This window comes from Litchfieldella anticariensis FP35 = DSM 16096 (genome assembly GCF_000409775.1).
Taxonomy (GTDB): Bacteria; Pseudomonadota; Gammaproteobacteria; order Pseudomonadales; family Halomonadaceae; genus Litchfieldella; species Litchfieldella anticariensis.
In genome coordinates, this window is record NZ_KE332377.1 from 187,475 (window position 1) to 213,400 (window position 25,926).

Annotated in this window: 25 protein-coding genes; 21 read left to right on the forward strand and 4 right to left on the reverse strand. The window is 58.7% G+C overall.

What is annotated here, in order from left to right:
• The first annotated feature begins 12 nt into the window (after nt 1-12).
• The 7 genes from L861_RS00865 to L861_RS00895 all read left to right on the forward strand — a co-directional run bounded on the left by L861_RS00865 (nt 13) and on the right by L861_RS00895 (nt 6,248).
• On the forward strand, nt 13-951 hold the full coding sequence (locus L861_RS00865) for an electron transfer flavoprotein subunit alpha/FixB family protein (RefSeq protein ID WP_016414635.1): 939 nt from the start codon (nt 13-15) through the stop codon (nt 949-951).
• A gap of 257 nt (nt 952-1,208) precedes the next feature.
• The gene (locus tag L861_RS00870; RefSeq protein ID WP_016414636.1) at nt 1,209-2,000 is read left to right on the forward strand and encodes a DUF3450 domain-containing protein; all 792 of its coding nucleotides are present in this window, start codon (nt 1,209-1,211) and stop codon (nt 1,998-2,000) included.
• Complete coding sequence (locus L861_RS00875) at nt 1,997-3,379, forward strand: MotA/TolQ/ExbB proton channel family protein (RefSeq protein WP_016414637.1); 1,383 nt, start codon at nt 1,997-1,999, stop codon at nt 3,377-3,379. Before L861_RS00870 ends, L861_RS00875 begins: the two co-directional genes overlap by 4 nt.
• Entirely contained in the window at nt 3,354-3,896 is a 543-nt protein-coding gene (locus L861_RS00880; RefSeq protein WP_144062930.1) for a MotA/TolQ/ExbB proton channel family protein, read from the forward strand. The genes L861_RS00875 and L861_RS00880 overlap by 26 nt, the downstream gene beginning before the upstream one ends.
• On the forward strand, nt 3,889-4,296 hold the full coding sequence (locus L861_RS00885; RefSeq protein WP_016414639.1) for an ExbD/TolR family protein: 408 nt from the start codon (nt 3,889-3,891) through the stop codon (nt 4,294-4,296). Before L861_RS00880 ends, L861_RS00885 begins: the two co-directional genes overlap by 8 nt.
• Nucleotides 4,296-5,045, forward strand: coding sequence for an energy transducer TonB (locus tag L861_RS00890; protein ID WP_016414640.1), 750 nt, complete (start codon nt 4,296-4,298; stop codon nt 5,043-5,045). The genes L861_RS00885 and L861_RS00890 overlap by 1 nt, the downstream gene beginning before the upstream one ends.
• A 3-nt stretch (nt 5,046-5,048) precedes the next feature.
• A complete protein-coding gene (locus L861_RS00895; RefSeq protein WP_021029065.1) occupies nt 5,049-6,248 on the forward strand; it encodes a tetratricopeptide repeat protein in 1,200 nt (399 codons plus the stop codon).
• Here the strand turns inward: L861_RS00895 and xthA are convergent.
• Both xthA and L861_RS00905 read right to left on the reverse strand, forming a co-directional pair.
• Entirely contained in the window at nt 6,215-7,030 is an 816-nt protein-coding gene (gene xthA / locus L861_RS00900; protein ID WP_016414642.1) for an exodeoxyribonuclease III, read from the reverse strand. The two genes, L861_RS00895 and xthA, sit on opposite strands and share 34 nt — an antisense overlap.
• Nucleotides 7,030-7,278 (reverse strand): hypothetical protein, encoded by a 249-nt coding sequence (locus L861_RS00905; protein WP_016414643.1) that lies wholly within the window; start codon nt 7,276-7,278, stop codon nt 7,030-7,032. Before L861_RS00905 ends, xthA begins: the two co-directional genes overlap by 1 nt.
• A 193-nt stretch (nt 7,279-7,471) precedes the next feature.
• On the opposite strand from L861_RS00905, the gene rhlB reads away from it, so the two are divergent.
• Both rhlB and dinG read left to right on the forward strand, forming a co-directional pair.
• Complete coding sequence (rhlB, locus tag L861_RS00910; protein ID WP_016414644.1) at nt 7,472-8,746, forward strand: ATP-dependent RNA helicase RhlB; 1,275 nt, start codon at nt 7,472-7,474, stop codon at nt 8,744-8,746.
• Nucleotides 8,747-8,778: 32 nt separating this feature from the next.
• The gene (gene dinG / locus L861_RS00915) at nt 8,779-10,938 is read left to right on the forward strand and encodes an ATP-dependent DNA helicase DinG (RefSeq protein ID WP_016414645.1); all 2,160 of its coding nucleotides are present in this window, start codon (nt 8,779-8,781) and stop codon (nt 10,936-10,938) included.
• A 30-nt stretch (nt 10,939-10,968) separates the two neighbouring features.
• Here dinG and L861_RS00920 read toward each other — a convergent pair whose 3' ends face one another.
• Nucleotides 10,969-12,048, reverse strand: coding sequence for a 3-deoxy-7-phosphoheptulonate synthase (locus L861_RS00920; protein ID WP_016414646.1), 1,080 nt, complete (start codon nt 12,046-12,048; stop codon nt 10,969-10,971).
• Nucleotides 12,049-12,347: 299 nt separating this feature from the next.
• Between L861_RS00920 and rpoE the strand changes: the two genes are divergently transcribed.
• From rpoE to acpS, 12 genes are all read left to right on the forward strand, one after another.
• Entirely contained in the window at nt 12,348-12,953 is a 606-nt protein-coding gene (gene rpoE, locus L861_RS00925) for an RNA polymerase sigma factor RpoE (RefSeq protein WP_016414647.1), read from the forward strand.
• A 111-nt stretch (nt 12,954-13,064) separates the two neighbouring features.
• Nucleotides 13,065-13,805, forward strand: coding sequence for a sigma-E factor negative regulatory protein (locus tag L861_RS00930; protein ID WP_016414648.1), 741 nt, complete (start codon nt 13,065-13,067; stop codon nt 13,803-13,805).
• Entirely contained in the window at nt 13,805-14,854 is a 1,050-nt protein-coding gene (locus L861_RS00935) for a MucB/RseB C-terminal domain-containing protein (protein ID WP_016414649.1), read from the forward strand. Before L861_RS00930 ends, L861_RS00935 begins: the two co-directional genes overlap by 1 nt.
• A complete protein-coding gene (locus L861_RS00940; RefSeq protein WP_016414650.1) occupies nt 14,851-15,339 on the forward strand; it encodes a SoxR reducing system RseC family protein in 489 nt (162 codons plus the stop codon). Before L861_RS00935 ends, L861_RS00940 begins: the two co-directional genes overlap by 4 nt.
• Before the next feature lie 46 nt (nt 15,340-15,385).
• The gene (locus L861_RS00945; protein WP_016414651.1) at nt 15,386-16,816 is read left to right on the forward strand and encodes a DegQ family serine endoprotease; all 1,431 of its coding nucleotides are present in this window, start codon (nt 15,386-15,388) and stop codon (nt 16,814-16,816) included.
• A 202-nt stretch (nt 16,817-17,018) separates the two neighbouring features.
• Nucleotides 17,019-18,836, forward strand: coding sequence for a translation elongation factor 4 (gene lepA, locus L861_RS00950; RefSeq protein ID WP_016414652.1), 1,818 nt, complete (start codon nt 17,019-17,021; stop codon nt 18,834-18,836).
• Between the two features lie 14 nt (nt 18,837-18,850).
• On the forward strand, nt 18,851-19,654 hold the full coding sequence (lepB, locus tag L861_RS00955) for a signal peptidase I (protein WP_016414653.1): 804 nt from the start codon (nt 18,851-18,853) through the stop codon (nt 19,652-19,654).
• Between the two features lie 72 nt (nt 19,655-19,726).
• The gene (gene rnc / locus L861_RS00960) at nt 19,727-20,416 is read left to right on the forward strand and encodes a ribonuclease III (protein WP_016414654.1); all 690 of its coding nucleotides are present in this window, start codon (nt 19,727-19,729) and stop codon (nt 20,414-20,416) included.
• Nucleotides 20,413-21,312: a GTPase Era gene (era, locus tag L861_RS00965; protein WP_016414655.1), complete on the forward strand. Its 900-nt coding sequence runs from the start codon at nt 20,413-20,415 to the stop codon at nt 21,310-21,312. The genes rnc and era overlap by 4 nt, the downstream gene beginning before the upstream one ends.
• Before the next feature lie 4 nt (nt 21,313-21,316).
• Nucleotides 21,317-22,024: a DNA repair protein RecO gene (gene recO / locus L861_RS00970; protein ID WP_016414656.1), complete on the forward strand. Its 708-nt coding sequence runs from the start codon at nt 21,317-21,319 to the stop codon at nt 22,022-22,024.
• Nucleotides 22,025-22,061: 37 nt separating this feature from the next.
• Nucleotides 22,062-22,856: a pyridoxine 5'-phosphate synthase gene (gene pdxJ, locus L861_RS00975; protein ID WP_016414657.1), complete on the forward strand. Its 795-nt coding sequence runs from the start codon at nt 22,062-22,064 to the stop codon at nt 22,854-22,856.
• Entirely contained in the window at nt 22,853-23,233 is a 381-nt protein-coding gene (gene acpS / locus L861_RS00980) for a holo-ACP synthase (RefSeq protein WP_016414658.1), read from the forward strand. The genes pdxJ and acpS overlap by 4 nt, the downstream gene beginning before the upstream one ends.
• Here the strand turns inward: acpS and L861_RS00985 are convergent.
• Nucleotides 23,170-25,914 (reverse strand): ATP-binding protein, encoded by a 2,745-nt coding sequence (locus tag L861_RS00985; RefSeq protein WP_016414659.1) that lies wholly within the window; start codon nt 25,912-25,914, stop codon nt 23,170-23,172. The two genes, acpS and L861_RS00985, sit on opposite strands and share 64 nt — an antisense overlap.
• Between the last annotated feature and the right edge of the window lie 12 nt (nt 25,915-25,926).

Here is a 25,926-nt window from a genome sequence, read left to right on the forward strand (position 1 = left end):
GGGGCTGATTTCATGAGCATTCTGATCCTGGCCGACCATCACGAGGGTCAACTCGGTGCTGCCACGGCCCATGTGGTCGCTGCCGCCCAGCAGATTACCAACGCCAGTGGCGGCGCTATCGACGTGCTGGTCGTCGGCGAGAACGTTGCCGCCGTGGCCGAGGCCGCCGCCCAGCTCGACGGCGTGACCCGGGTGCGCGTGGCCGACCATGCCGTCTATGCCCACCAACTCGCCGAGCCGCTGGGTGGGCTGCTGGCCGCGCTGGCCGACGACTACAGCCATGTGCTGTCTAGCGCCTCGACCACCGGCAAGAACGTGCTGCCGCGGCTGGCCGCGCTCAAGGACGTGTCCCAGCTCTCCGACATCATCGGTGTGGAGAGTGCCGATACCTTCCTGCGCCCGATCTATGCCGGCAACGCCATCGCCACCGTGCAGAGTGCCGATCCCCTCAAGGTGATCACCGTGCGCACCTCGGCTTTCGATGCGGTAGCCGAGAGCGGCAGTGCCGCGATCGAAGCCGTGGATATCGTGGTCGAGAATACACTCTCCGCCTTTGTCGGCGAGAAGCTGGCGCAGAGTGAGCGCCCCGAACTGGGGGCGGCCAAGGTGGTGATCTCCGGCGGGCGCGGCATGGGCAGCGGCGAGAACTTCAAGTTGCTCGAGGGTATCGCCGACAAGCTGGGGGCGGCGATCGGCGCCTCGCGCGCGGCGGTCGATGCCGGCTTCGTGCCCAATGACATGCAGGTCGGTCAGACCGGCAAGATCGTCGCCCCGGAGCTGTACATCGCAGTGGGCATCTCGGGGGCGATCCAGCACCTGGCGGGGATGAAGGACTCCAAGGTGATCGTGGCCATCAACAAGGACGAGGACGCGCCGATCTTCCAGGTCGCGGACTATGGCCTCGTAGGCGACCTGTTCGAGGTGCTGCCGGAGCTGGAGCAGAAGCTGTAGGGAAGATCGTGATCTTCCAGGTCGCGCTCTCAAGGATCATCGGCCTCGTGGGCGACCTGTTCGAGGTGCTGCCGGAGCTGGAGAGCAAGCTGTAAGTCATGTTTCTCGATCATAAACACTAGTTGAGTGACTCATTGCGTTGCCGGCCCCCGATAGGGGGCCGGTTTTTTTGCGTTCGAGGTTGGATATTATTGATAATTATTATTGTTTGAGATAGCGTGCATTTCCTATCGGCTCATACGATCCCGGAGAATCAAGTGGTGCAAGACAAGGTGATCATCCCCCGCTGGAGTCTGGCGATACTACTGTGTTGCCTGAGCTTCGTAGCGGCGGCGGACGACGAGTTGCTGAAGGAGTCGCAGCGTGCCCAGCAGGCTCAGGCAGAATTGCAATCACGTATCGATGCGGCCGACGAGGCGACCCGACAACGCCTCGAGACACTTCGTGAGGCACAGCACGAGATTCGTCGTCTCGAGGCCTACAATGACGAGCTCGAGCCCCTTGTCGAACGGCAGGCACGAACCATCGCCACGCGTGAACGAGCTCTGGATGCCTTGGGTGAGACCCGCGATACCCTTCCGGCTGTGATGCGCGAGCTGGTCGGACGCCTTGAACGGTTCGTGGAGAGTGATCTGCCTTTCCTACGAGATGAACGCTTGTCACGAGTGGCGAGCCTGGAAACGATGCTGAGCGACAGTGAGTTGACTCAGGCAGACAAGCTCGATCGGATCCTCTCGGCCTGGAGAGCCGAACTGGACTATGGACGAGAAATGGATACCTGGAGTGGCCGGCTCGATGGCGAAGAGCCTCTGGAGGTCGATTTCCTGCGCATCGGCCGAGTGGGGTTCTATTACTTGACCCCGGATGGGCGTCAGGGAGGCGTCTGGAAGGTGGCACGCAGCGAGTGGCAGCCGCTTGACGGTGAAGTATTGAGCGAACTTCGCAAAGGAGTGCGGATAGCTCGCGATCAACGTGCGCCGGAACTGCTGGCCTTGCCGGTCTCGCAAGTCGTGGACACGGTCGAGGAACAGGACGAGGAGGCCTCATGAACAGTCGCATCGTGAAGGTGGTGCGCAACCTGACGTTGGGTGTGTTACTGAGCTGGCCACTTGTCGGGGCGCAGGCTCAGTCGTCAGACGATCCTGTGGAGACGCTGCGTGCCGAACGCCAAGCTGCCGAAGCCCGTGATCGAGCGCGTCTGGCCGAACTGGTCGACGATCGTGAAGCGTTGGAGACAGCGCTGGAAACGGCTATCACCGAACGCGATGCAGCACGTGCGCGTCGTGACGAGCTCGAGGTTCGCCAACAGGCGCAGGACGCCCGTCTGCAGGAATTGAACGAACGTCGTCAAGAGCAGGGGGGCGACCTCGACGGTGTTCTGTCGGTGGTGGCACGACATAGCGGCGAGTTGCGCGATGAACTGTCGGATAGCTGGTTGACCGTCGGTGGGGCGACAATGCCCGCGCGATTCGACGAGCAGGCCATCCTCGAGCGTGAACATGTGGAGAACTTGGCCGATCACTTGATGACGTTGACCGCAGAGAGCGCTCGCGGCATTCGTTTTTCAGCCCCGGTAGCCGATCGAGCCGGTCAAATCGAACCCCGTGAAGTGATCCGCCTGGGGAGCTTCCTGGCGTTCAGCGAAGGTGACCTGTTGCGTCGCAGCGGCGAGGGAGAAGCACAGCACCTTGCCGTGGCTGAGCGCACACCTCACGCTGTTGCTTCCCAGCTCGAAGCCTTCCAGCAGGGAACCGGCGATGACGTAAGCGTCGATCCAACCCAGGGGCAGGTAATCGCCGCCTTGGCTCAGCAACCGAGCCTGGTAGAGCGCTTTCATCAAGGGGGAGCGGTAGGCTACGTCGTGGTGATATTGGGCGTGATCGGTCTGTTGGTTGCTTTGGCTCAGTACGCCTATCTGCTACACATCAGTGTGACTCTGCGTCGTCAGGTTCGCGATCTCGATACCCTACGCGACGATAACCCACTAGGACGCGTGTTGACTCGGTTCCGGGCCTTGGGAAGCGATCACGCGCCTGAAGCTCTGGAAGCGCGTCTCGATGAGGCGTTGTTGGCCGAACAGCCACGTCTCGAGAGGGGGCAGCCGCTAGTCAAGTTGCTGGCGGCCGTGGCACCGTTGCTTGGTCTATTGGGTACGGTGACCGGGATGATCGTGACGTTTCAGTCGATTACAGTCTTTGGCACCAGTGATCCTCAATTGATGGCTGGCGGGATCAGTCAGGCCCTGGTAACTACCGTACTGGGGTTGATCACGGCGGTGCCGCTGCTGTTCGCGCATACCGCCCTGTCCAGTCGCAGTCGGTTTTTGGTGGGGCTGGTGGAAGGTCGGGCCAGTGCCGTCCTGGCCGAACATCTGGAAGCACAGCGTAAGACATCGGAGCACCGTGTCCATGATTCCGCTATGGCTTGAGCCACTGGCGAGACTGATCGATGCCGGAGGTGTGGTACTGGTGGCGATCGGTGTGGTGGCCACACTGCTGTTTGCCATGGGGCTAGAGCGCTGGTGGTATTTCCGTTTTACGCATCGCCGTGCCCGGCGAGCGTTGATCCACCGCTGGATAGCACGACCCGACCACGCCAGTTGGAGTGCACTGACCCTGCGCGAAGTGTGGACCCAGGAACTACTGGCGCGTTTGCGCCGCACTCTGCCCTGGCTGAAGTTGCTGGTAGGGATTTGTCCCTTGCTCGGCCTCTTGGGGACGGTTACCGGTATGATCAGCGTTTTCGACAGTCTGGCGCTTAGCGAAGTCAGTCAGGCAAGGGCCATGGCCGATGGAGTGGCGAGAGCTACCTTGCCGACATTGGCCGGTATGGCGGTGGCGGTGGCTGGTCTACTGTTCACCACTCGACTCGAACAACTCATCCGGCGCGAGGACCAGAAACTGCATGACCGCATGGCTCGCGCCGCGGAGGAAGCCCATGCGTAGACGTCGCCTCAGCGCCGACCATGGTGAGACCCACGAAGTCAATCTGACGCCGATGCTGGATGTGGTCTTCATCATGCTGATCTTCTTCATCGTCACGACTAGTTTCATCAAGGAGAGTGGTGTGGATGTCGAGCGCCCAGAGTCGTTAGCGGCATCGCCACGTCCCGATGCTCAGGTGATGGTGGCGATCACGCCTGAAAATGCCGTCTGGGTTGATGGTCGACCTGTGGACGTCCACCGGGTCGGTGGGGAGGTCGCGAGCCTGGTGAGTGATGACGGAGGTGTGGTCATTCAAGCGGATCGCGCCTCCACCACCGGTTTACTGATCGAGGTCATGGACCGCATTCGTGAGGCCGGCGTAGAGAATGTCGCCGTAGCGGCGCAGCGGAGTTCATCTTGATGCGGGTTGTCTTTGCTGCCTGTGGGGGCGTACTGCTAGCGCTGCTGCTGTTCTTCCTGTTGGCGTTATTGGTTGCTCCGCCAGAAGAGGAGCGGGAAATCGTCGAAATGACGATGTCGATGGCCATGGTAGAAGCGCCAGAGCAACCGGAACAGGAAACGGCAGCTCCCGCAGAACCACCTGCACCGACACCGCCACAAGCAACGCCGCCGCCCCCCGCTCCAATGCCGGAGCCGACCTTCGATAGCGCCATTGCTTTGCCAGAACCCGAAGTGCCGGCCATGGAGACTCCAGAGGTAGAGCTGGAAACGACATTGCCGGAACTGGCGGAGGCGCAACCGAAGCCTCAGCCGGAACCGGAACCACGGCCGTTGCCGGAACCGGAACGACTCCCAGCACAGGCTTCCATGTCACCATCTCAGAATAGCGAATCAGCCACTGAGGCCGAGGCGCCGGCCGCGAGTCGTAACGCCAATGCCAGCACCCCCGTCGAGAGTTCTCCGCGCCCGACGCGTCGCGTACCGCCAGAGTACCCGGCACAAGCCCAACGGCGTGGTCTGGAAGGGTACGTGGAGGTCCGTTTTACCATTGGGACCGATGGTCGTGTGGAAGCGAACTCCATCGAGATCGTTGAGGCTCAACCACGTAATGTCTTCGATCGTGCGGCACGTCAGGCGATTGCGCGCTGGGAGTTTCCTGAGGGTGAGTTGCGCCTGGCCCGGCAGCGTCTGGAATTTCAGTTGAGGTAAGGCATGAATGAGGCACGACGAATACTGCGCCCGCGACGTGTCTGGAGTGTGGCCCTTTTCTGGGGGTGGTCGGTTTGCGCTCACGCGGCACCGGCGCTTCCCGGCGACATGGTACGCGACCTAGAGGCACTGCAGCAGCGTCTAACGGCTGGAGAAACGTCTGCTGTGGTTGAAGCAGCGCTTGCCCAAGCCCGGCGACTTCAAGGTGGCAATGCTGCCGATCGTTGGGCGCAGGCGTTGTATCTGCAATTGGCGGCCACGGCAGCTTCTCGCCAAGGTCGTGACGTGCAATCTGCCGATTTGTTGCAACAGGCTCGTGATATAGCGGATATCGATGCTGAGCACCGGGCACGTTGGTTACGCCAAGAGGCGCATTTGCGGCTGCATACCGGTCAGACCGAGCATGGCAGCGAGTTGCTGGGGCGGTGGCTAGCCGAGCATGATGCCGGCACGGCTGATCTCTGGCTAATGGCCCAAGCTCAGGCTTCGCTCTCACATTGGGAGCAGGCAGCGACTTGGGTCGAACGTGCCATGCAGCATGATGCTGACCCTGATGAGGTTCACTTGTCGTTAGCGGCATCGGTCTATCAACATGCCGGACGTGAGGAACAGGCATTAAGCATATTGGATCGCTTGCTGGCCCAAGCCCCCGACGATGCCGAGCAGTGGCGGCGCGCGGCGGGGCTTGCTCAGCGTCTCGGCGATCACGGTCGTGCTGCAGCCTTATGGGAAGCAGGCTGGCGGCGAGGCGTGTTGCAGGGAGACCGGGATTTATTGACTCGGGTGCGACTGCATGTGGCGGGTGGAACTCCAGCCAGAGCCGCCGAGATACTGCAAGCAGCTCTGGACAATGGTGAGTTGGAAGACTCACTAGAGTATCGTCGACTGCTGGCCGATGCCTGGACCGCGGCACGCGACCGTCAACGCGCCCTGACAGCATGGCGTACGCTCGCTGAGCGCAGCGGGAAAGGTGATGACTGGTTACGCTTGGGACAATTGGCCCATGCCTGGGGAGAAGAAGCGATAGCAAGCACCGCCTTTCAGCGTGCCGATCGATTGGGGGTCAAGGAGGCCGAGGCATGGCAAGCCTATCTCAAGAACGACCAGGAAGTGCAGGTGAAGAAGACGCCCGACAGGTCCGGCCAGGCGTCACCTCGTGGCGATAGCGATCAGAATGACAGCTCTGTCCATACTGGAGCGTGATCTGAAGGTCGCTCCATGCTGCGCAATTCATAATCGATGCCGGCGTCGCTCACATGTTCGCACAGTGATGCCGTGACGAGGATATAGTCAATCCGCAGCCCCCGCTTGGGGTCACGCTCGAAGCCACGGGAGCGGTAGTCGAACCAACTGAAGCGGTCGTCGATATCGGGATGGCAATGTCGGTAACTGTCCTTGAACCCCCAGTTCTTGATCCGTGAGAGCCATTCGCGCTCGATCGGCTGGAAGCTGGTCTTGCCTTCGCGTAGCCAGCGTTTGCGGTTGGCTTCGCCGATACCGATGTCAATATCCTCCGGTGAGATATTGAAATCCCCCATCACGGCTATGCGCTCATCTTGGTGATGCTGGGTCTCCAGCATGCGTGAGAACTGATCGTAGAACGTCCGCTTGTAAGGAAATTTAGTGGCATGGTTGATGTTTTCCCCTTGCGGGTAATAGCCGTTCCAGATGGTCATGGTCTTGCCATTAGTCAGCGCAAGCCGTGCGCCGATCATGCGTCGCTGAGCGTCCTCGCCGTCGTCGGGCAACCCGTAGAATACTGCCTCGGGTGCCTCGCGGCAGAGCAGGGCGACGCCGTAATGCCCCTTCTGACCATGATAATAGACGTGGTAACCCAAGCTCTTGATAGCATCTTCGGGAAATTCACTATCCTGGACCTTGGTTTCCTGCAAGCCGATGACGGCTGGTCGATGGGTGTCGATCAGCGCCTCAAGTTGATGCAGGCGTGCACGTAATCCGTTGATATTGAAAGATACCAGGCGCATCATTCGTCCTTGTCGCTATTATTTCGGGTATCGCCCGAAGGGTGAATACCAATGGAGGTAGCTTGCTGTTGGCGTGCTAATTTACGTGCAGCCTGCAGCTTACGTTGCTGGACTTTTTTCTGCGTGAAGCGGCGTGACGAGGTGACCTGGTCAGGGTTCTCGTGACGCCATTTCTTGTAGTCCTTGCGCTTGCCGGTGCGAATCGTCACCTTGTCGGACAGCGAGCGGGTCTTTTTCTTGCGCGTCATGGGGCAAGACTCCTGGAAGCGTTTGCACGCTATTCTATCAGGGCAGCGGGGCCCTTCGAAGCACCGTTGGTCGCGTCGTTGTGCTCGGGCGCGCTCAGTTCGGCAATGACTGGTACAATAGCGGGCTTGAAAATGTCCAGGCATTTGCCGTCAATGCATTACATTCACTGAAATCGGGACACAAGCATAGCCTATGAGCGAGTCGGAAAAGACCTCAGCACCGGCCCAGAACCGCAAGCCCAAGCGTCGCCGCCGCAAGCCGCGCAAGTCGCAATCCAACTGGGACTTGAGTCAGTTCCAGGTGCCGGTCGTGGCCGGTAAATGGCGTTTCCATGACTTCGATCTGCCGCTGCCATTAATGCGTGCCATCCATGCCTTGGGCTTCGAGTATTGCACACCGATCCAGGCCGAGGCGCTGGAGCGAACCCTGTTGGGTGGCGATGTGGTCGGCAAGGCCCAGACCGGTACCGGCAAGACGGCTGCCTTCCTGATCTCGATTCTGGCCTATTTCCTGGAGGAGAAAGCGCCGGATGGGCAAAAGGTCGGGACACCGCGAGCGCTGATCATAGCACCCACGCGAGAACTCGCGCTGCAGATCGAGAAGGATGCCAAGGCACTGGCACGCTTCACCTCACTGAATGTGGCCAGTGTGGTGGGGGGGATGGATTACCAGAAGCAGCGCGACAATCTTGGCAAGCCGCTGGATATTCTGGTGGCGACCCCGGGACGCTTATTGGATTTCCATCAGAAGCGAGATGTCGATTTGAGTCAGGTCGAGGTACTGGTGCTCGACGAAGCCGATCGCATGCTGTCGATGGGCTTCATTCCCGACGTCAAGCGGATCATCCGGCATACGCCCAAGAAGGAAGAGCGCCAGACCTTCCTGTTTTCGGCGACTTTCACTGAGGATATCCTCAACCTGGCCAGTCAGTGGACACACGAGGCTTCGCACATCGATATCGAGGTCACGGTGGAAAATGCTGCCGATATCGACCAGCGTGTCTACATGGTCAGCGACGAGGACAAGCAGCGTCTGTTGATCAACCTGCTCAAGCAGGAGACCTTCGACCGGGTGATGGTATTTGGTAACCGCCGTGACTTGGTACGCAGACTTGACGACCTGCTGCGTAAGGCGGATATCAATGTAGCCATGCTTTCCGGCGATGTTCCCCAGTCACAGCGTATCAAGACGCTAGAGCGTTTCCGGGAAGGTGACGTTCAGGTGTTGGTGGCAACCGATGTGGCGGGGCGTGGTATCCATATCGACGATGTCAGTCACGTGATCAACTACACCTTGCCGGAAGATCCCGAGGATTATGTGCACCGCATTGGCCGTACCGGTCGTGCCGGTGCCAAGGGCGTGTCGATCAGTTTCGTCGGTGAAGAGGATGCCTTCTCGCTGCCCGAGATCGAACGCTACATCAATGACAAGCTACCCTGCGAGCATCCGCCGGAAGGCATGCTGTAAGGATGGCGTCAAGCCGCGAGGATGGAAGTGCGATGCTCGACGAGGCACTCAAGGGCGAGATACAAGCTGCCTACCGCCGGGTGCTGGAACGTCTTGAGCTGACACCACGCTACGGCCAGCGGCTGATGATCGCCGAGATCGCTCGCACATTGGGAGGTATCGAGGTCGATGATAGCGGGCGACGCACCTCGAACGAACATGTCTGTGTGCTCGAGGCAGGTACCGGTACCGGCAAGACTCTGGCATATCTGCTGGCGGCATTGCCGGTGGCCAAGGCCCATGGCAAACGGTTGATCGTCTCCACCGCCACGGTGGCGCTGCAGGAACAGGTGCTGCATCAGGACCTGCCAGCGTTGGCCGAGCACAGCGGTCTCGATTTCGACTATGCCTTGGCCAAGGGACGCCGGCGTTATCTGTGTGTGGCCAAGCTGGATCAGGCCTTGGATGGCGGCGAGGAAAATCCCACCCTGTCGCTGTTCGAGCAAGCGCTCGATTCTCGCGATGGTGACGACTTCCAGATCTTGGTCAAGGAGCTTGCTGAAGCCTACGGCAACGGCCGATGGGAAGGTGACCGCGACAGTTGGCCACAGGCCATCGCCGATCCCCAGTGGCGACGCTTGACCACCGACCATCGTCAGTGTACCAATCGCCGTTGTGGGCACTTCAGTGCCTGTGCCTTCTTCCGTGCCCGTCGCCACCTCGATAGCGCCGATATCATCGTGGCGAATCATGACCTGGTGCTGGCCGATCTGTCGTTGGGCGGTGGCGTGGTGCTGCCCAAGCCGTCCGAATGTATCTACATCTTCGATGAAGGACATCACCTGCCTGACAAGGCCATCGATCATTTCACGCACCGTTTCGCTGTCAATGGCGCACTGCGCTGGCTGCGCACACTCAAGAAATCGCTGACTGACTTGAATGCGGCACTCGGCGTGCAGCCGACTCTGGCACGTTTGCTGGCAGGTATGCCCGAGGCCATCGCCGTCCTGGAACCAAGGTTGGGTGACGTCTTTGCACTGGGACACCAATTGGCAGAGCTACCCAACGGGCTATCCAATGAAAACGGCGACGATAGTCGCCATCATCGCTTCGACATGGGACGGGTACCCCAGGTATTGCGTGAACATGCCAATGCCTTGACGGTGATCTTCGCTGAGCTGTCGCGTAACCTCGAGACCATGGCCGATATTCTGCGCGAGAGCCTGGACCCGGAAAAGCATACCGGCTTGCCGCGTGAGCAGGCCGAACCTTGGCTGCCCTTGATTGCCCTGCTGCATGGCCGGACACTCGAGGCGCATGCACTATGGCAAGCGATGAGTGAAGAGGACGATCCGCAAGAGCCGCCCCACGCTCGCTGGCTGACCTTCGAGCGCTTTCAGGGTGATGCGGAACTGATCTTTTCGGCGAGTCCAGTATCGGCCGCGATAACACTGGCGCGTTATTTGTGGGGAAGCTGTCATGGAGCGGTGGTGACATCGGCGACCCTGACCGCCTTGGGGCGTTTCGAACGTCTGCAAGAGCGGGCGGGGCTGGCCAATCGCTATCGCTATCAGCGCTTGCCCAGCCCCTTCGACTATTCACGGGCAGTGCTTAGCGTACCTCGGGAGGCCGTTGATCCCGGTGACCGTGAAGCTCATGAGCGGGCCATCGTATCGTTCGTCGAGGGGCTGGAGACGCACGAGGCGGTGCTGATGCTATTTTCTTCGCGAGCCCAGTTGCGTGCCGTGGAGAAGGCATTGCCAAGGGCCTGTCGTGAACGAGTTCTGGCCCAGGACCGCTTGCCCAAGCGCGAGTTGATCGAGCGCCATCGCGCGCGAGTAGATGCCGGTGAGGGCAGCATTATCTTTGGACTGGCGAGCTTCGCCGAAGGTATCGACCTGCCCGGCGACTATTTGACGCACGTGGTGATCACACGTCTGCCGTTCGCGGTCCCCGACGATCCGGTAGGCGCGACACTGGCGGAGTGGATCGAAAGTCGTGGTGGTAACCCCTTCATGCGTATCGCAGTGCCGGATGCCTCGATCAAGCTGGTACAGGCCTGTGGGCGTCTGATCCGCAAGGAGGCCGACAGTGGTCGCATCACGTTGCTCGACCGCCGGGTTCTGACGCGTCGCTATGGGCAAGCGTTGTTGGACTCGTTGCCGCCTTTCACACGTGAAATCGATGGTTTGAAGGCCGACGAGCCCGCCTAGTGGCGAGCTCGAAATGCGGGCAGGGAACGTTCAGGAGGCCTTGCGGCGTTTGTCCAGTACTGGGGCAAGCTTCTCGGCCATCTGGTGGAAAGTGCGATCCGTGGTCTCCCAGTCGATGCAGGCGTCGGTGATCGAGACACCATATTGCAGCTGACTGTGATCCTCGGGGATCTTCTGGTTACCCCAACCGATGTGTGATTCGATCATCAGGCCGATGATCGACCGGTTGCCTTCGAGGATTTGGTTGGTGACGTTTTCCATTACCAGTGACTGCAGGGCCGGATCCTTGTTGGAATTGGCGTGTGAGCAGTCGATCATGATGTTGGGCTGGACACCGGCTTTGGTCAGTTCCCGTTCGGCAAGGGCGACACTGACGCTGTCGTAGTTGGGCTTGCCGTTGCCACCACGCAATACGACATGGCCATAGGCATTGCCGCGCGTGCGGATGATCGCCACTTGGCCAGCCTGATCGATACCCAGGAAATTGTGTGGGTGAGATACTGACTGGAGCGCATTGACGGCAACATCCAGGCTGCCATCGGTGCCGTTCTTGAACCCCACTGGGCAGGAGAGCCCTGAGGCCATCTCGCGGTGAGTCTGCGACTCGGTCGTGCGGGCCCCGATGGCTGACCAACTGATGCAGTCCTGCAGATACTGTGGCGAGATCGGATCGAGCGCTTCGGTAGCCAGTGGCAAGCCCATCTCGGCCAACTCCACCAGCAGGCGGCGCGCGATGCGCAGGCCTTCCTCGATCTCGAACGAGCCATTGATGTGTGGATCGTTGATCAACCCCTTCCAGCCCACGGTGGTGCGTGGTTTCTCGAAATAGACACGCATCACGATGTACAGGCTATCCTTGACCTCATCGGCCAATCGGCGTAGGCGTTGTGCATAGTCCAGCGCGGCATCGACATCGTGGATAGAGCAGGGGCCGACGACGACCAGTAGCCGCGGGTCGTCGCCGTCGAGAATTCGCTTGATGGTTTCGCGGCCTTCGATGACCGTGCGTTCCGCAGCCTCGGTCAGCGGAATTTCCTGCTTGAGGACTTCGGGAGTAATCAGGACGTCCTGAGCAAGGACGTTGAGGTTGTTGACCTGCTGTTGTGACATGCCGCTACCTGTACGTGATACGCGCGTGAAGATGAATTGGATTGCCTACTATCGCTCGTGGCCACGGGAAAAATCAACGCCAATAGGGAACTGGAGTCGGATAGCGCAGTCTTAGCGCATCGTTGTCGTCGGCAGACTCCGCTTGATGGAATGCCAATAAACAGGAACACTGACGGGAACCATCACTGTTTGCCACCAGGGCCCAGATTGACGTTATGAATCGCTTATTTCTCCTAAATATAGCTTGGCCGACATGCCATGTCGGGCCGGTTCCGACTCCCTGTTCAGGGAGGGATTGAATGGGCGCCAGGGAAACTGATCAGCAACTCGTCGAGCGTGCGCAGAAAGGGGATACCCGAGCCTTCGATCTGCTGGTCAAGAAATATCAGCACAAGATCATTGGCTTGATCAGTCGCTATGTGCACGATCATGCCGAGGTTCACGATGTGGCTCAGGAAGCCTTCATCAAGGCGTATCGGGCATTGGGTAAGTTCCGTTCCGAAAGTGCCTTCTATACCTGGATGTATCGCATTGCCATCAATACCGCCAAGAATCATCTAGTGTCTCGCGGCCGCCGGCCGCCGGGCAGCGACCTGGACATCATCGATGCCGAGGTCGTCGATCATAGTGGGCGTCTATCGGATATCGAGTCGCCGGAAGCGTCCATCGCCCGCGATCAGCTCGAGGCTGCGGTATTCGAGGCCATCGAGAAGCTGCCCGAGGATTTGCGTACGGCCATTACCCTGCGGGAGTTGGATGGGCTCTCTTATGAAGATATCGCTCAGATCATGCAATGTCCCGTTGGTACGGTCAGGTCCCGGATATTTCGGGCCCGGGAAGCTGTCGATAAGCATATCCAGCCGCTGATCACCACGGCGCGGACCCAAGACATGATCCATGAATGACCGAATATACGATTTCTCTGTCATTTGGCTGAACTGTTACGCGTCGTGAGCGTCAGAGAGAGTGGCTGTTTTCTTCCGAATGGCACCATTTCGAGCGTGAGGGTGTGAGTAATGAACCAGAATGCACGGGAATCGCTGTCCGCCTTGATGGACAACGAAGGCGATGAACTCGAGTTGCGCCGCGTTATCAAGATGTTGGACGAGTCTCCCGATGATGCCGAGGTCTGGCGACGCTATCATCTGGCACGTAGCCTGATGCAGCGTGATCGCAGTATTGATGCCAGTGTCGATCTCTCGGCCGGCATCATGGCTAGGTTACAGGACGAGCCCTTGCCTGAAATGGAGAAGGCATCCGTGAAACGCCAGGGCGCTTTCTCCTTTGCTGGCAGTGCTGCAATCGCGGCGGCGGTTTCCTTGATGGTGATCACCGGGGTTCAGGTATACAACAACTCGGGTATCCAGGGTGAACCCAGTGTTGCCGTGAGTGGAGGCGGCTCTTCGTCAGACACCGCTGTTGCCGACTCGCGGAGTGCTGCCGGTACTCAATCAGGACAGCCCATGACGGTATCGAACAGCATGGATTCTGGTGTAAGCCAGCGTCCATCACTCGTCGATTTGCCGCTATTCCAGTCGCCGACCGCCAACCGCGGAGCGATGACCGTAGGTGCGTCGACTGAAACTCCGATCTTCATGGTGCCGAATTCCCGTCAGTCTCAACGTAGCGATCAGGAGCAAGCACGATTGTTGCAGTCCTATCTCGATCGTCACGCCGAAGGGGCGTCTTACCGTAGTGGTGACGCTTGGATGCCACTATTGCGGGCTTCCGGGTACGAGACTCTGGGACAGCGCTGATGGCCTCTGGGTTTATTTTGAACCGTCTTGTCTCACCGTTGGTGTTCCTGATGTTGGGTGGCGCGATGATGAGTAGTGTTGCCCAGGCAGAGGAGGAGAGCCTGGCAACGGCATGGAACGGTGAGAGTGGTTTCGACTGCCGTGCCTTGCTCGACCGCTCGACGCCGGGGGGAGCTGCAGAATGGTTCGAACGCAGCCTGTGGGCAACCCATTGTTATGTCTTTCAGGCGCGTGCAGTGCGTATCAGCAGTGGCGGCGTCAGGACCTTGGCACTTTCCCATGATATCCAGGAAGGCGTCGAGCGAGAGGTCGCTCGTTTTCTCGATGGCCCCCCCGTGATTCATGAGCGGCGCGGACGCATCGGACGAGGCGGTTGGTCTCAGGATGGCGAACGGGTACCTGCATCGCCTACGGCAATCATGGCCCACCTCGAGGAACATTATCGATTGAGCCTTGGAGGCGAGGAGCGGATTGCTGGGCGTGATACCGTTCGTCTCGATATCGAGCCTCTGGATAGCATGCGCTATGGCCATCGCTTATGGCTCGACAGCCGTTCGGCCTTGCCTCTCAAACAGATGCTACTGGATGCCAATGGCCGTGTTCTGGAGACATTCCAGATGACAGAGCTCGAACGCCCAGTTCTCTACGAGGGAAACGTTGCTCTTGACGAGTTGCGGGAACCTCCTTCCGATCCTTGGCAACCTGGCTGGTTGCCGCCTGGCTATATCGCCCAGCCGGTTACCACGTCAAGCTCGATTCACGATGCCAATGTTGGGCACCGGCTATTCAGTGACGGCCTATCCAGCTTGAGTCTGTTCGTCGAGCCGCTCGATGACAACAGTCCCTTGCTGGCACCAGGGATGCATCGGTTGGGGGTTTCCTATGCAGCCGTGCGACACATGGAACTGGGTGGCAAGCCTATGCAGGTCGTGGTCATGGGGGAAGTGCCCCCAGACGTACTGTTGCGAGTCGTCGAGCAGGTGGAGTGGCGCCCTAAGGGGGAGGAGAGTCAAGCGGCGACAACCGATGTCATGGAGGCATCGCCATGATCCCCGATGGGATATCGCAATCGTCGTACTTGATTGAGGAAGCACGCGTCGTTCAACCATATGCCGGCGGAGCTTTGGTGGAAATTTCCCGCCCTTCATCTTGTCAACGGTGTGAGGCACGACAAGGGTGCGGCAGTGGTTTGCTGGCGCGTTGGCGTCAGGGTAACGCTCAACGCTTTAACGTAAACAGTGCCCACCCCTTGCAAGCAGGCGATCGTGTGTATCTGTCGTTGCCCGCTTCTCGGTTCTTGCAAGGCACCTTGGTGGTATACGGCATACCGCTAGGTTTGGCGTTGCTGGCAGGAGGGGTGACCGAAATGTTTCTGAGCGCTGGTCACATGGCAGTGCCATTGACGTTTGCGCTGGGGCTGGCAGTGGGGTGGGGGATCGTGCAATGGCACGAACACCATCATGCCGCCAGCTTTCGTCCTCGCTTGCTGATTCGGGAAACCTCAGGGTTGTCCTCCATGGAACCCCCTGAGTAATGAGAGTGTGAAATAGCGTCAATGACGCAGTCCGCAGGAGCACTACATGGAACGCATGACACGACATCTATCGGTTTGGCTGTTGCTGCTAATGGCAGCCTTCGTCTGGCAACCCGTACTGGCCCAACAAGAGCGAGCCCAGCGATTGCCGGACTTTACCGCGCTTGTTGACGAGGCGGCCCCTGCCGTCGTCAACATCTCATCGACACGAATGGTATCTTCGCGCGGCATGCAATTCCACGGGCCCGGTGGTCAGGAGGTTCCGGAAATTTTCCGTCGTTTCTTCGGTGATCAATTTCCGATGCCCCCTGGCGGCGAGGGGCGCAGTGAGGAACGCCACTCATTAGGTTCCGGCTTCATCATCAGCAAGGATGGCTACATTCTTACCAATGCCCACGTCGTTGAGAGCGCCGAGGAGATCCTGGTGCGTCTCAACGACCGTCGTGAACTGGAAGCCGAGTTGGTCGGTGCCGACAGTAAGAGTGATGTGGCTCTGCTCAAGGTCGATGCTTCGAATCTGCCTACCTTGAAACTGGGCAACTCCGATAGGCTAAAGGTTGGTGAGTGGGTCGCGGCGATCGGTTCACCGTTTGGTTTCGATCATTCGGTCACTGCCGGGATTGTCAGTGCCATCAATCGGACCTTGCCTAGCGATGCTTACGTGCCGTTCATTCAAACCGACGTGGCGATCAACCCGGGTAATTCCGGTGGGCCATTGTTCAACCTCGATGGCGAGGTGGTGGGCATCAACTCACAGATTTTTACCCGCAGCGGCGGTTTCATGGGGCTCTCGTTTGCGATTCCCATCAGTGTGGCCATGGACATCGCCAATCAGTTGCGCGAGCAAGGCCATGTTAGCCGTGGTTGGCTGGGAGTCGTGATCCAGCCGGTATCCAGTGACCTTGCCGAGTCCTTCGGTCTCGAGGGACCTAAAGGGGCGTTGATTGCCGATCTTGATCCCGAAGGACCGGCGGCGCGTGATGGTCTGGAAGCTGGCGATGTGATCCTGGAGGTCAATGGTGAGGAAGTGGATCGCTCCAGCACTCTGCCGAGATTGATTGGGCGCGTCAGTCCGGGCACTGAAATCGAGTTGACGGTGATGCGTGACGGTGAGCGCTTGACGGAGACCGTCAAAGTCGGGAACTGGCCTGACGAAGAGAGCGGCGTAGCCTCGTCACAGGAATCGGATAGCCAGACCAGGCTGGGCCTGGCGGTTAGCGAACTCAGCGCCGAGGAGCGCCAGCGCCTGGATATCGATGGTGGGGTGTTGGTCCAGCAGGTAGCCCCGAATGGTGCTGCAGCGGCATCCGGTATTCGTCCAGGCGATGTGATTGTCTCAGTGGATCACAAGAGCGTCGATTCATCTCGCCAACTCGTTGATGTGGTCGAAGGTCTGAGCGCTGATCGTGCCGTACCGGTGCGTATCTATCGAGAGGGACGATCGCTGTTCGTTGCTCTGCGCCTGAATGAAGAATAACCACGTCGAGGATCTACATGACGGGGCCATAAGGGCCCCGTCATGCGTTGCGGACCGCTTTCCAATCGGCTTCGCTGTTCCTGCCCGGCGCATCCCGGTACAATAGCCGCAATTTGTTCATCCGCGCGCGGCATGTCCGTGATGCACGCCCGCCTGATTCGCGGCGGCAGTGGCGCTTTCGCTAAAGGCAGAATCGACCTACATGGCCAACGACGTTTCTCACGACAAGCTCAAGCATATCCGCAACTTCTCGATCATCGCTCACATCGACCACGGCAAGTCCACGTTGTCCGATCGAATCATTCAGATCTGCGGCGGACTCAGCGATCGTGAGTTGAAAGAGCAGGTGCTCGATTCGATGGATATCGAGCGTGAGCGTGGCATCACCATCAAGGCCCAATCCGTGACGTTGGACTATCACGCCCAGGATGGCCAGACCTACCAACTCAATTTCATCGACACGCCGGGACACGTCGACTTCTCCTATGAAGTATCGCGTTCCCTGTATGCCTGTGAAGGCGCATTGTTGGTAGTTGATGCCGCTCAAGGGGTCGAAGCTCAGTCAGTTGCCAACTGTTATACCGCTGTCGAGCAGGGCTTGGAGGTATTGCCGGTACTCAACAAGATGGATCTTCCTCAGGCCGATCCCGACAAAGTGGCCCAGGAGATCGAAGAGATCATCGGCCTGGATGCCACCGACACGTGTCAAGTGTCAGCCAAGAGCGGCATGGGCATGGACGCGTTGCTGGAACGCCTGGTGCGAGACATCCCGCCACCCAAGGGTGATCCCGAGGCGCCGCTTCAGGCACTGATCGTCGACTCCTGGTTTGACAACTATTTGGGAGTGGTGTCGTTGGTACGAATCTTTGACGGTACCCTGCGCAAGGGTGACAAGATTCGCATGAACTCCACCAAGCGGGACTGGTTGACCAACGAGGTGGGTATTTTCACACCGTTGCGCAAGGAGACCGGCATCTTGCGTGCCGGTGAGGTAGGCTTCGTGGTCGCCGGGATCAAAGACATTCACGGTGCCCCGGTGGGTGATACCATCACGCATACCAAGACCCCCGATGTCCCACGTCTACCCGGTTTCCAGAAGGTCAAACCGCAGGTCTACGCTGGCATGTTCCCGGTCAGTGCCGACGACTACGAGGATTTCCGCGATGCTCTGGAAAAGCTGGCCCTGAACGATGCGTCGTTGGCTTACGAGCCGGAGAACTCCGATGCCCTGGGCTTCGGTTTCCGTGTGGGTTTCCTGGGCACTCTGCACATGGAGATCGTTCAGGAGCGCTTGGAGCGAGAGTACGACCTCGACCTGCTGACCACCGCACCTACCGTGGTCTACGAATTGGCCATGGACAACGGCGAGGTGATCTACGTCTCCAATCCATCCAAGCTGCCGGACATGGCCAATGTCGACGAAATGCGCGAGCCTATCGTGCGGGCCAGTATCCTGGTGCCGCAGGAGTACGTCGGCAATGTGATCGCCGAATGCGAGCAACGCCGCGGTACCCAACTCGACATGCAGTTCCTCGGTAGCCAGATCCAGCTCACCTATGAACTGCCCATGAGCGAAGTGGTGATGGACTTCTTCGACCGCCTGAAGTCGATTTCGAAGGGCTATGCGTCTCTGGACTACAATTTTGAGCGTTTCGAAGCCGCCAAACTGGTGCGGCTCGATGTGCTGATCAATGGCGATAAGGTCGATGCATTGGCGGTCATCATACACCGCGATCACGCACACGGTCGCGGTCGTGTGTTGGTCGAGAAGATGAAGGAACTGATTCCTCGACAGATGTTTGATGTGGCGATTCAGGCAGCCATTGGCGGCCAGGTGGTGGCACGTTCGACCGTCAAGGCTCTGCGCAAGAACGTCACCGCCAAGTGCTATGGCGGTGACGTGACACGCAAGAAGAAACTGCTGGAGAAGCAGAAGGCGGGCAAGAAACGCATGAAACAAGTCGGCAAGGTGGAAATTCCTCAGGATGCCTTCCTCGCCGTGCTCAAGGTGAATGACTAGGGACGAGGAAACCCATGGATTTTTCGCTTTTGCTGGTAATGGCTGTAGCTGTCACCGGGCTGATCTGGCTGTTTGACGCCGTATGGTTGGGAAGCGCGCGTCGTGCACGAGTGGCTGCCGTCGAAGCCGAAACCGGCGAGCAACTGGATGAGAAGTCTCGCAGGAGGGTGGCCAGGGAACCCTGGCTCGTCGACTATTCACGCTCGTTCTTTCCCGTTCTGCTAGTGGTACTTCTGTTACGCAGTTTCCTGGTCGAGCCATTCCAGATTCCATCGGGATCGATGCGCCCAACATTGGAAGTCGGTGATTTCATCCTGGTCAACAAGTACACCTATGGCCTGAGGCTGCCGGTGCTCAACACGGAGGTGGTCGAGGTTGGAAAGCCACAGCGAGGCGATGTGATGGTGTTCCGTTTCCCTCAGGAACCCTCCGTCAACTTCATCAAACGGGTCGTGGGCCTGCCGGGTGATCGTATTCGTTACGAGGGCAAGCAGTTGTATGTCAACGGCGAGCCCGTACCCAAGAGATTGCTGGAAGAGGTGCCTCGTGAGGCTCCTAATGAACTGCTGCTCGAAGAACGGTTAGGCGAGGTCAGCCACCAGATCTACAATAATCCTCGAGATCCAGGACCGCAGGTTCGTGAGTTGGTGGTGCCGGAAGGACACTACTTCATGATGGGCGACAACCGCGATCATTCCAACGACAGCCGCTATTGGGGGTTTGTGCCGGAAGAGAACATCGTAGGTAAAGCCTTCGCCGTGTGGATGCATTGGGATGGTGGCTTGCCGAGCTTTACGCAAGTTCGTCAAATCAATTGACGCCATCGCACACCCCTCATGCATGAATATTCGCATGCAAGACGATATGACAAGAGATAAAGCAGGAGATTCGTGAGCAATCCTCTGAATGCCTTCAGCCGACGAATTGGCCATGAGTTTGCCGACATCGGTCTGTTGGAACTGGCCATGACCCATCGCAGCTATGGTGGCCAAAACAACGAACGTCTGGAATTCCTGGGTGATTCCATCGTCAATTTCGTCATCGCCGAGGCCCTGTTTCGTCGGTTTCCTGCAGCACGTGAAGGGCAGCTTTCACGTTTGCGTGCTCGCTTGGTCAAAGGGCAGACCTTGGCGGAGTTGGCGCGTGAATTTGAGGTAGGACAGTGTTTGCGGCTGGGCTCCGGTGAGATGAAGAGCGGTGGGCACCGTCGTGACTCTATTCTTGCCGATGCGGTAGAAGCGGTGATTGGTGCCATCTATCTGGATGCCGGTATGGACGTGGTCAAGACACGCGTTTTGTCTTGGTACGCCGAGCGCCTCGAAGCTCTCGATCTGCAGGATACCCAGAAGGATCCCAAGACGCGTTTGCAGGAATTCCTGCAGTCACGCCAGTCTCCCTTGCCGCGTTACGAGGTGGTGTCAGTGGAGGGGGAAGCCCATGCACAGACCTTCACCATTGAATGTCATGTAGAGATGCTCAGTCGACATACACTGGGTATTGGTTCCAGCCGCCGCCATGCCGAGCAGCAGGCTGCCGCCAGGGCGCTGGAGTTGCTCGAGCCAGGTGGAGGTCGTTTATGACGCAAACTTGTGGTTTCGTTGCCATCGTTGGTCGTCCTAACGTCGGTAAATCGACATTGATGAATCGAATCCTTGGGCAGAAGATTTCCATTACCTCGCGTCGTCCGCAAACCACCCGACACCAGGTAATGGGAATCAAGACCGAAGGTGAAGCCCAATTCATCTATGTCGATACCCCTGGCATGCATATCATGTCAAAAGATCGCAACAAGGCGATCAACCGTTTCATGAACCAGGCGGCAAGCCAAGCGCTACGCGATGTCGATTGTGTGGTGTTCATCATCGACCGGACTCGCTGGACTCCAGAAGACCAAGTGGTGCTCGACAAGCTTACCCATGTCAAGGCGCCAGTGATTCTTGCCATCAACAAGGTCGACTGGCTCGAGGACAAGGCCAGCCTGTTGCCCTGGCTCGAGGAGGTCGGTGCCAAGCACGAGTTCGCGGCCATCCTTCCATTATCTGCCAAGCATGGTACCAATGTACCCGAACTCGAGGCCGAGGTTGCCAAGCACCTGCCCGAGAGCATCCATTATTACCCGGAAGACCAGATCACCGATCGCAGTCAGCGCTTTTTGGCCGCCGAACTGGTACGAGAGAAGGTCATGCGTCAGCTCGGCGATGAACTGCCTTACCAGATGACCGTCGAGATCGAGGAGTTTCGCGACGAAGGGCGGGTGATCCATATCAGCGCCTTGATGTTGGTGGAGCGGCAGGGTCAGAAGAAGATCCTGATCGGTGAAAGCGGTGAACGTATCAAGAAGATCGGTCGTGAAGCGCGTCTGGAAATGGAACGTGCCTTTGGCGCCAAGGTGATGCTCAACCTATGGGTCAAGGTCAAGCGTGGCTGGTCGGACGATGATCGGGCTCTAAAAAGCCTCGGCTACGACTTAGAATAGGGCGATGACTCCCGAGCCGGCGTTTCTTCTTCACAAGCAGCCCTATCGCGAGACCAGTGCGCTGGTCGAGCTGCTGACATTGAAGCATGGGCGGGTTCGGGCAGTGGCCCAAGGCGTGCAGCGACCGAGCAGCCGCTCACGTGCCCGCTTGCAGCCTTTCGCGCCGTTGCATGTGACTTGGGTGGGTGCAGGCGATCTCAAACGGCTACGGCTCATGGAAACCCATGGTAGTGCGGCAATGTTGGCGGGTGAGGGATTGCTGTGCGGCTTCTATGCCAACGAACTACTGACCCGGGCCTTGCCCCTGTTATACCCCGTGGAGGAAGTGTTTGCTTTCTACGGGGCGTTACTGGAGGCCCTGCCGCGCCCGGAAGCCCGTGCTCCGGCGCTACGCCGACTGGAAGTTTCCTTGCTCGAGGCACTGGATGCCGAGCCGCAATTTTGCGATCTGGGCGAGAGGGAACTCGATCCTCATCGGCGTTACGTTTACCGCGCCGAAGCGCGCCGTTTCGAAGCCTTGGAGGCGGGTACGAACGGGGGGCTCGATGGCCGCACCCTACGCTTGCTCGCTTATGGCGATTGGGCGGCACCAGGGTTAGCTGGGCCTGCTAAAGCCTTGACCCGTGCGGCCTTGGCTCCTTTGCTTGGCAATACTCCCTTACGTTCCCGTGAGTTGATGCAGCGGCTTGCCACGCGTCGCCGGGGTAACTGATATCCTGATGTAACACGTCTTTCTGCGGAGATCCTTCATGCATGCGCCTCGAATTCTGCTCGGTGTCAATATCGATCATGTTGCTACTCTGCGTCAGTCACGTGGCACACGTTATCCCGATCCGGTGCAAGCGGCCTTACTGGCTGAGGAAGCCGGTGCCGATGGCATTACCGTGCATCTGCGCGAAGACCGTCGGCATATCCAGGAACGTGACGTGCGTTTGCTTCAGGAAGTGCTCAATACCCGCATGAACCTGGAAATGGCCGTGACGGAAGAGATGATCGCTCTGGCCGAGGAGGTATGTCCGCCCCATGTCTGTCTGGTGCCTGAAAAGCGTGAGGAATTGACGACCGAGGGTGGCCTGGATGTAGTGGGTAATCGTGAGATCATTACGATGGCTTGTGAGCGACTGGCGGCGGCGGGTTGTGAAGTCTCGCTGTTCATCGACCCGGAGCCCGAGCAGATCCGTGCGGCCTATGCCGTGGGAGCACCGGTGATCGAGTTGCATACCGGGGCCTATGCGGAGGCGAGGGGAGCAGCCGCTCGTCTTGAGCATGCGAGAATCGCCGCTGCAGCGGAACTGGCTGGGGAATTGGGACTGACGGTCAATGCGGGTCATGGGTTGAATTACCATAATGTCGAGGCCATCGCCGCGATTCCTGGGTTGCATGAGCTCAATATTGGCCATGCCATCATTGCCAGGGCATTGTTCGTGGGACTCAAGGAGGCTGTGGCGGAGATGAAGCGTCTCGCCATTGCCGGTCAGGAAGCAGGCCTGGTCGCAGCGCTCGATGACCACGAACACGGCTCCAGCGGTGGTTGTTGTTCATGATCATCGGCATCGGCACCGATCTGGCGAGCATCGAGCGTTTTGCCACTGCCATGGGGCGGCATGGTGAGCGTCTCGCATTGCGCTTACTGGGGGACGTGGAGCGTGAGCGCTTGATCGGACATCCATCGCCGGCGGCCTATCTGGCCAAGCGCTTTGCTGCCAAGGAGGCCTTCGTCAAGGCACTGGGTACCGGCTTGCGTCATGGCATGCGTTGGACCGAGATCCAAGTCGCCAACGATGCGTTGGGCCAACCATCGTTAATGCTATGCGGCCGGGCCAAGGCGTTGGCAGACGCAGCAGGAGTGCGTTGCATTCATCTGTCGTTGAGCGATGAGGACGATCTGGCTTGCGCTTTCGTTGTGCTGGAGGGCGGCTGATTCGTTGTCCGCCAGGCCCGCAAGCGTGCCATGGCATCAAAGAGTTCGATGAGCAAAGGCTCCACTTTGGCCAGGCCACGTGTGCGTAGACGTGTCTCCAATGTTTCAGCGACCAGTGCCAGTTGTGGTACCCCACAATAGCGACAGGCTCCATTGAGCGCGTGAATGGCATCCAGAAATGCCTCTGCGTCGTTGTCCTGCCATGCTTGACGCAGTGCTGCATCACTATCGTCGAGGCTATCCAGCAAGCGGTCCAGGGTTTCTTCGGCCAGCGACTCGTGGCCGCCAGCCAACGTGGTGCCAAGGGCCATGTCAACGATCGGCAGTTCGCCTTCTTGCTCTTTTCCACCTTCCAGGGAATCAGCACCGTGCGCTGACGGAGACGGTGTCAGTGGCATGTTGAGATGTTGGCTGAGCAGTCGCGTCAATGCCTGGCTATCGAGCGGCTTGATGAGTACATCATGCAGGCCATGTTGCAGGAGTCTATGGCGCTCCTCTTCCAGGGCGTGCGCCGTGACGGCGATGATGGGACAACTCCTCCAGGAACCGCCCAGTTTGCGTAGGGAGTGGGTAGTGGCGACGCCATCCATGCCGGGCAGGCGGATGTCCATCAAGACCAGGTCGGCCGACTCGCTTTGCGCCAGTGCCAGGGCTTCCTCGCCACTGGTGGCCAACAATGTGGTCAGCCCCAGATCGGCGAGCAGTTCCTTGATCAGCAAGCGATTCGATGCCGTGTCATCGACGACCAGCACCTTTGCCGAGGAGTGTCGCGGTGCTGGCAAGTCATGTTGGGACTGTGGCGAGCGCGAGTGGAGAAGATTGTCCAGCGTCGTGGCCAAGGCTTGACGTGACAAGGGGCGGGTCAGAATTTCGCCACCATGGGGTAGATGTAGGTCGGGAATATCGAGGGAGCTGGCATTGACCAGCAGAATGGCAGGACAATCCGTGTTATCGAGGCATTCCTGCCAATTCGATATCGATGAATTCGAGAGCCCATCGTTTTCCAAGCCGGCCAGTAGCAGGGCTGGAGGCTCGATATCGACAATCGATGGTGTCCCGAGCGATGTCACTTGGACCCCCCAACGCTTCAGCAGATGCAGTAGTGCATGGCGAGTCGGTGCGTGGGGTTCGTACAAGGCGATGTGGGTGCCGGGCAACGACAGTTCTGGAGGGCGTTCCTCGAAGCTTCGAGCCAACAGGGAGAGAGTGAAAGCGAAAGTCGTCCCCTTCCCCGGTTGGCTTTCGACACCAATCTCGCCACCCATCTGTTCGACGAGTTGACGGCAGATCATCAGGCCCAGGCCGGTACCGCCGTATTGCCGAGTATCGCTGACACTGGCTTGGCTGAAAGCTTTGAAAAGTCGGTCCCGATATTCGGGATCGAGGCCGATGCCGGTGTCGCTGACACTAACCTTCAAGGTGACCAGGCCCTGCTGGCACTCTTCCACCATGACTCTGACGATCACCTCGCCTTGTTCCGTGAACTTGACAGCGTTGTGAACCAGATTGGTCAGCACTTGCTTGATGCGCAGGGGGTCACCTTGCAATTGTACCGGAACATCGTCGTAGACCAAGGCCAGCAAATGCAACCGCTTCTGGTGTGCCTGAGGGGCCTGCAGACCGAGCACTTCGTCCACCAATGCCACCATGTCGAGATCGACGGCCTCGAGTTCGAGCTTGCCAGCCTCCATCTTGGAAAAATCAAGAATATCGTTGATCAGCGACAACAGACTATCAGATGCCTTGTGCACATGTTGCAGCCATTCCCGTTGGCGTGTGTCCAGGGACGAGCGCCCCAATAGCTGGCAGAAACCGATGATGCCGTTCAGAGGCGTGCGAATCTCATGGCTCATGTTGGCCAGGAACTCGGTCTTGATGCGGTTGGCCTCAAGAGCTCGGCGGTGAGCCATGTCGAGTTCGATGTTCTTGATCTCGATCGTCTCCATCGACTCTTGAAGGTCCTGAGTCGTCTGCTCGATATGGCGCTGCATATCGTCATGGGCATGGCTGAGGTGCTCGGCCAGTGCGTTGATGCTGGAGGCAAGTTGCTTCACCTCTTTAGCACCTCGGCTGGACATGCGGTGCTGGTAGTCGCCGGCATTGAGGCGCAGCAGGGTTTGCTGGGCCTCGAGTAGGGGGCGAGTCAGGTGGCGACTGGCGAGATAGGCTACCAGGAAAAGCAATAGCCCAATGACCAAGCCTATCAGTGAGGTAATGGCCAGTTGACGATAGGTTCCCAATGCCAATGAGGTGGTGTCAGCCGTCAGCGTCAGCCATCGGTTAGGTTCATTGTTTCGTGTCCCTGGGGGGATGGGCACGCTCATATGCCAGTGGTCGTTGCTGCCGAGCAAGGGGGCATCGGTTCCCCTCGGTGATTCGACGCCCATATGCTGTTGGCCAAGATGTAGTAGCGTCCGGCCTCGTGTGTCGTGAATGCGAAGTGAGCGGACTTCGTCGATATTCAGCAGTCTCTGAGCCAAGCTGTGCAAAGCGGCCGAATCGCTTCGGGACAAGGCACCAGCCAATGCCGGTGCTACTAGTTCGGCACTCGTGGTCAGGCGTGTTTCCAAGGCAGCCTTGCGAACCTGGGCATCGTGCCGGATCGACTGAAAGGAGAGCAACAGCATCACAACCAGGGGAGCACCCAGCAGCAGTAACAATAGGCGCGTTCTCATCGGCATCGCGGATATCCA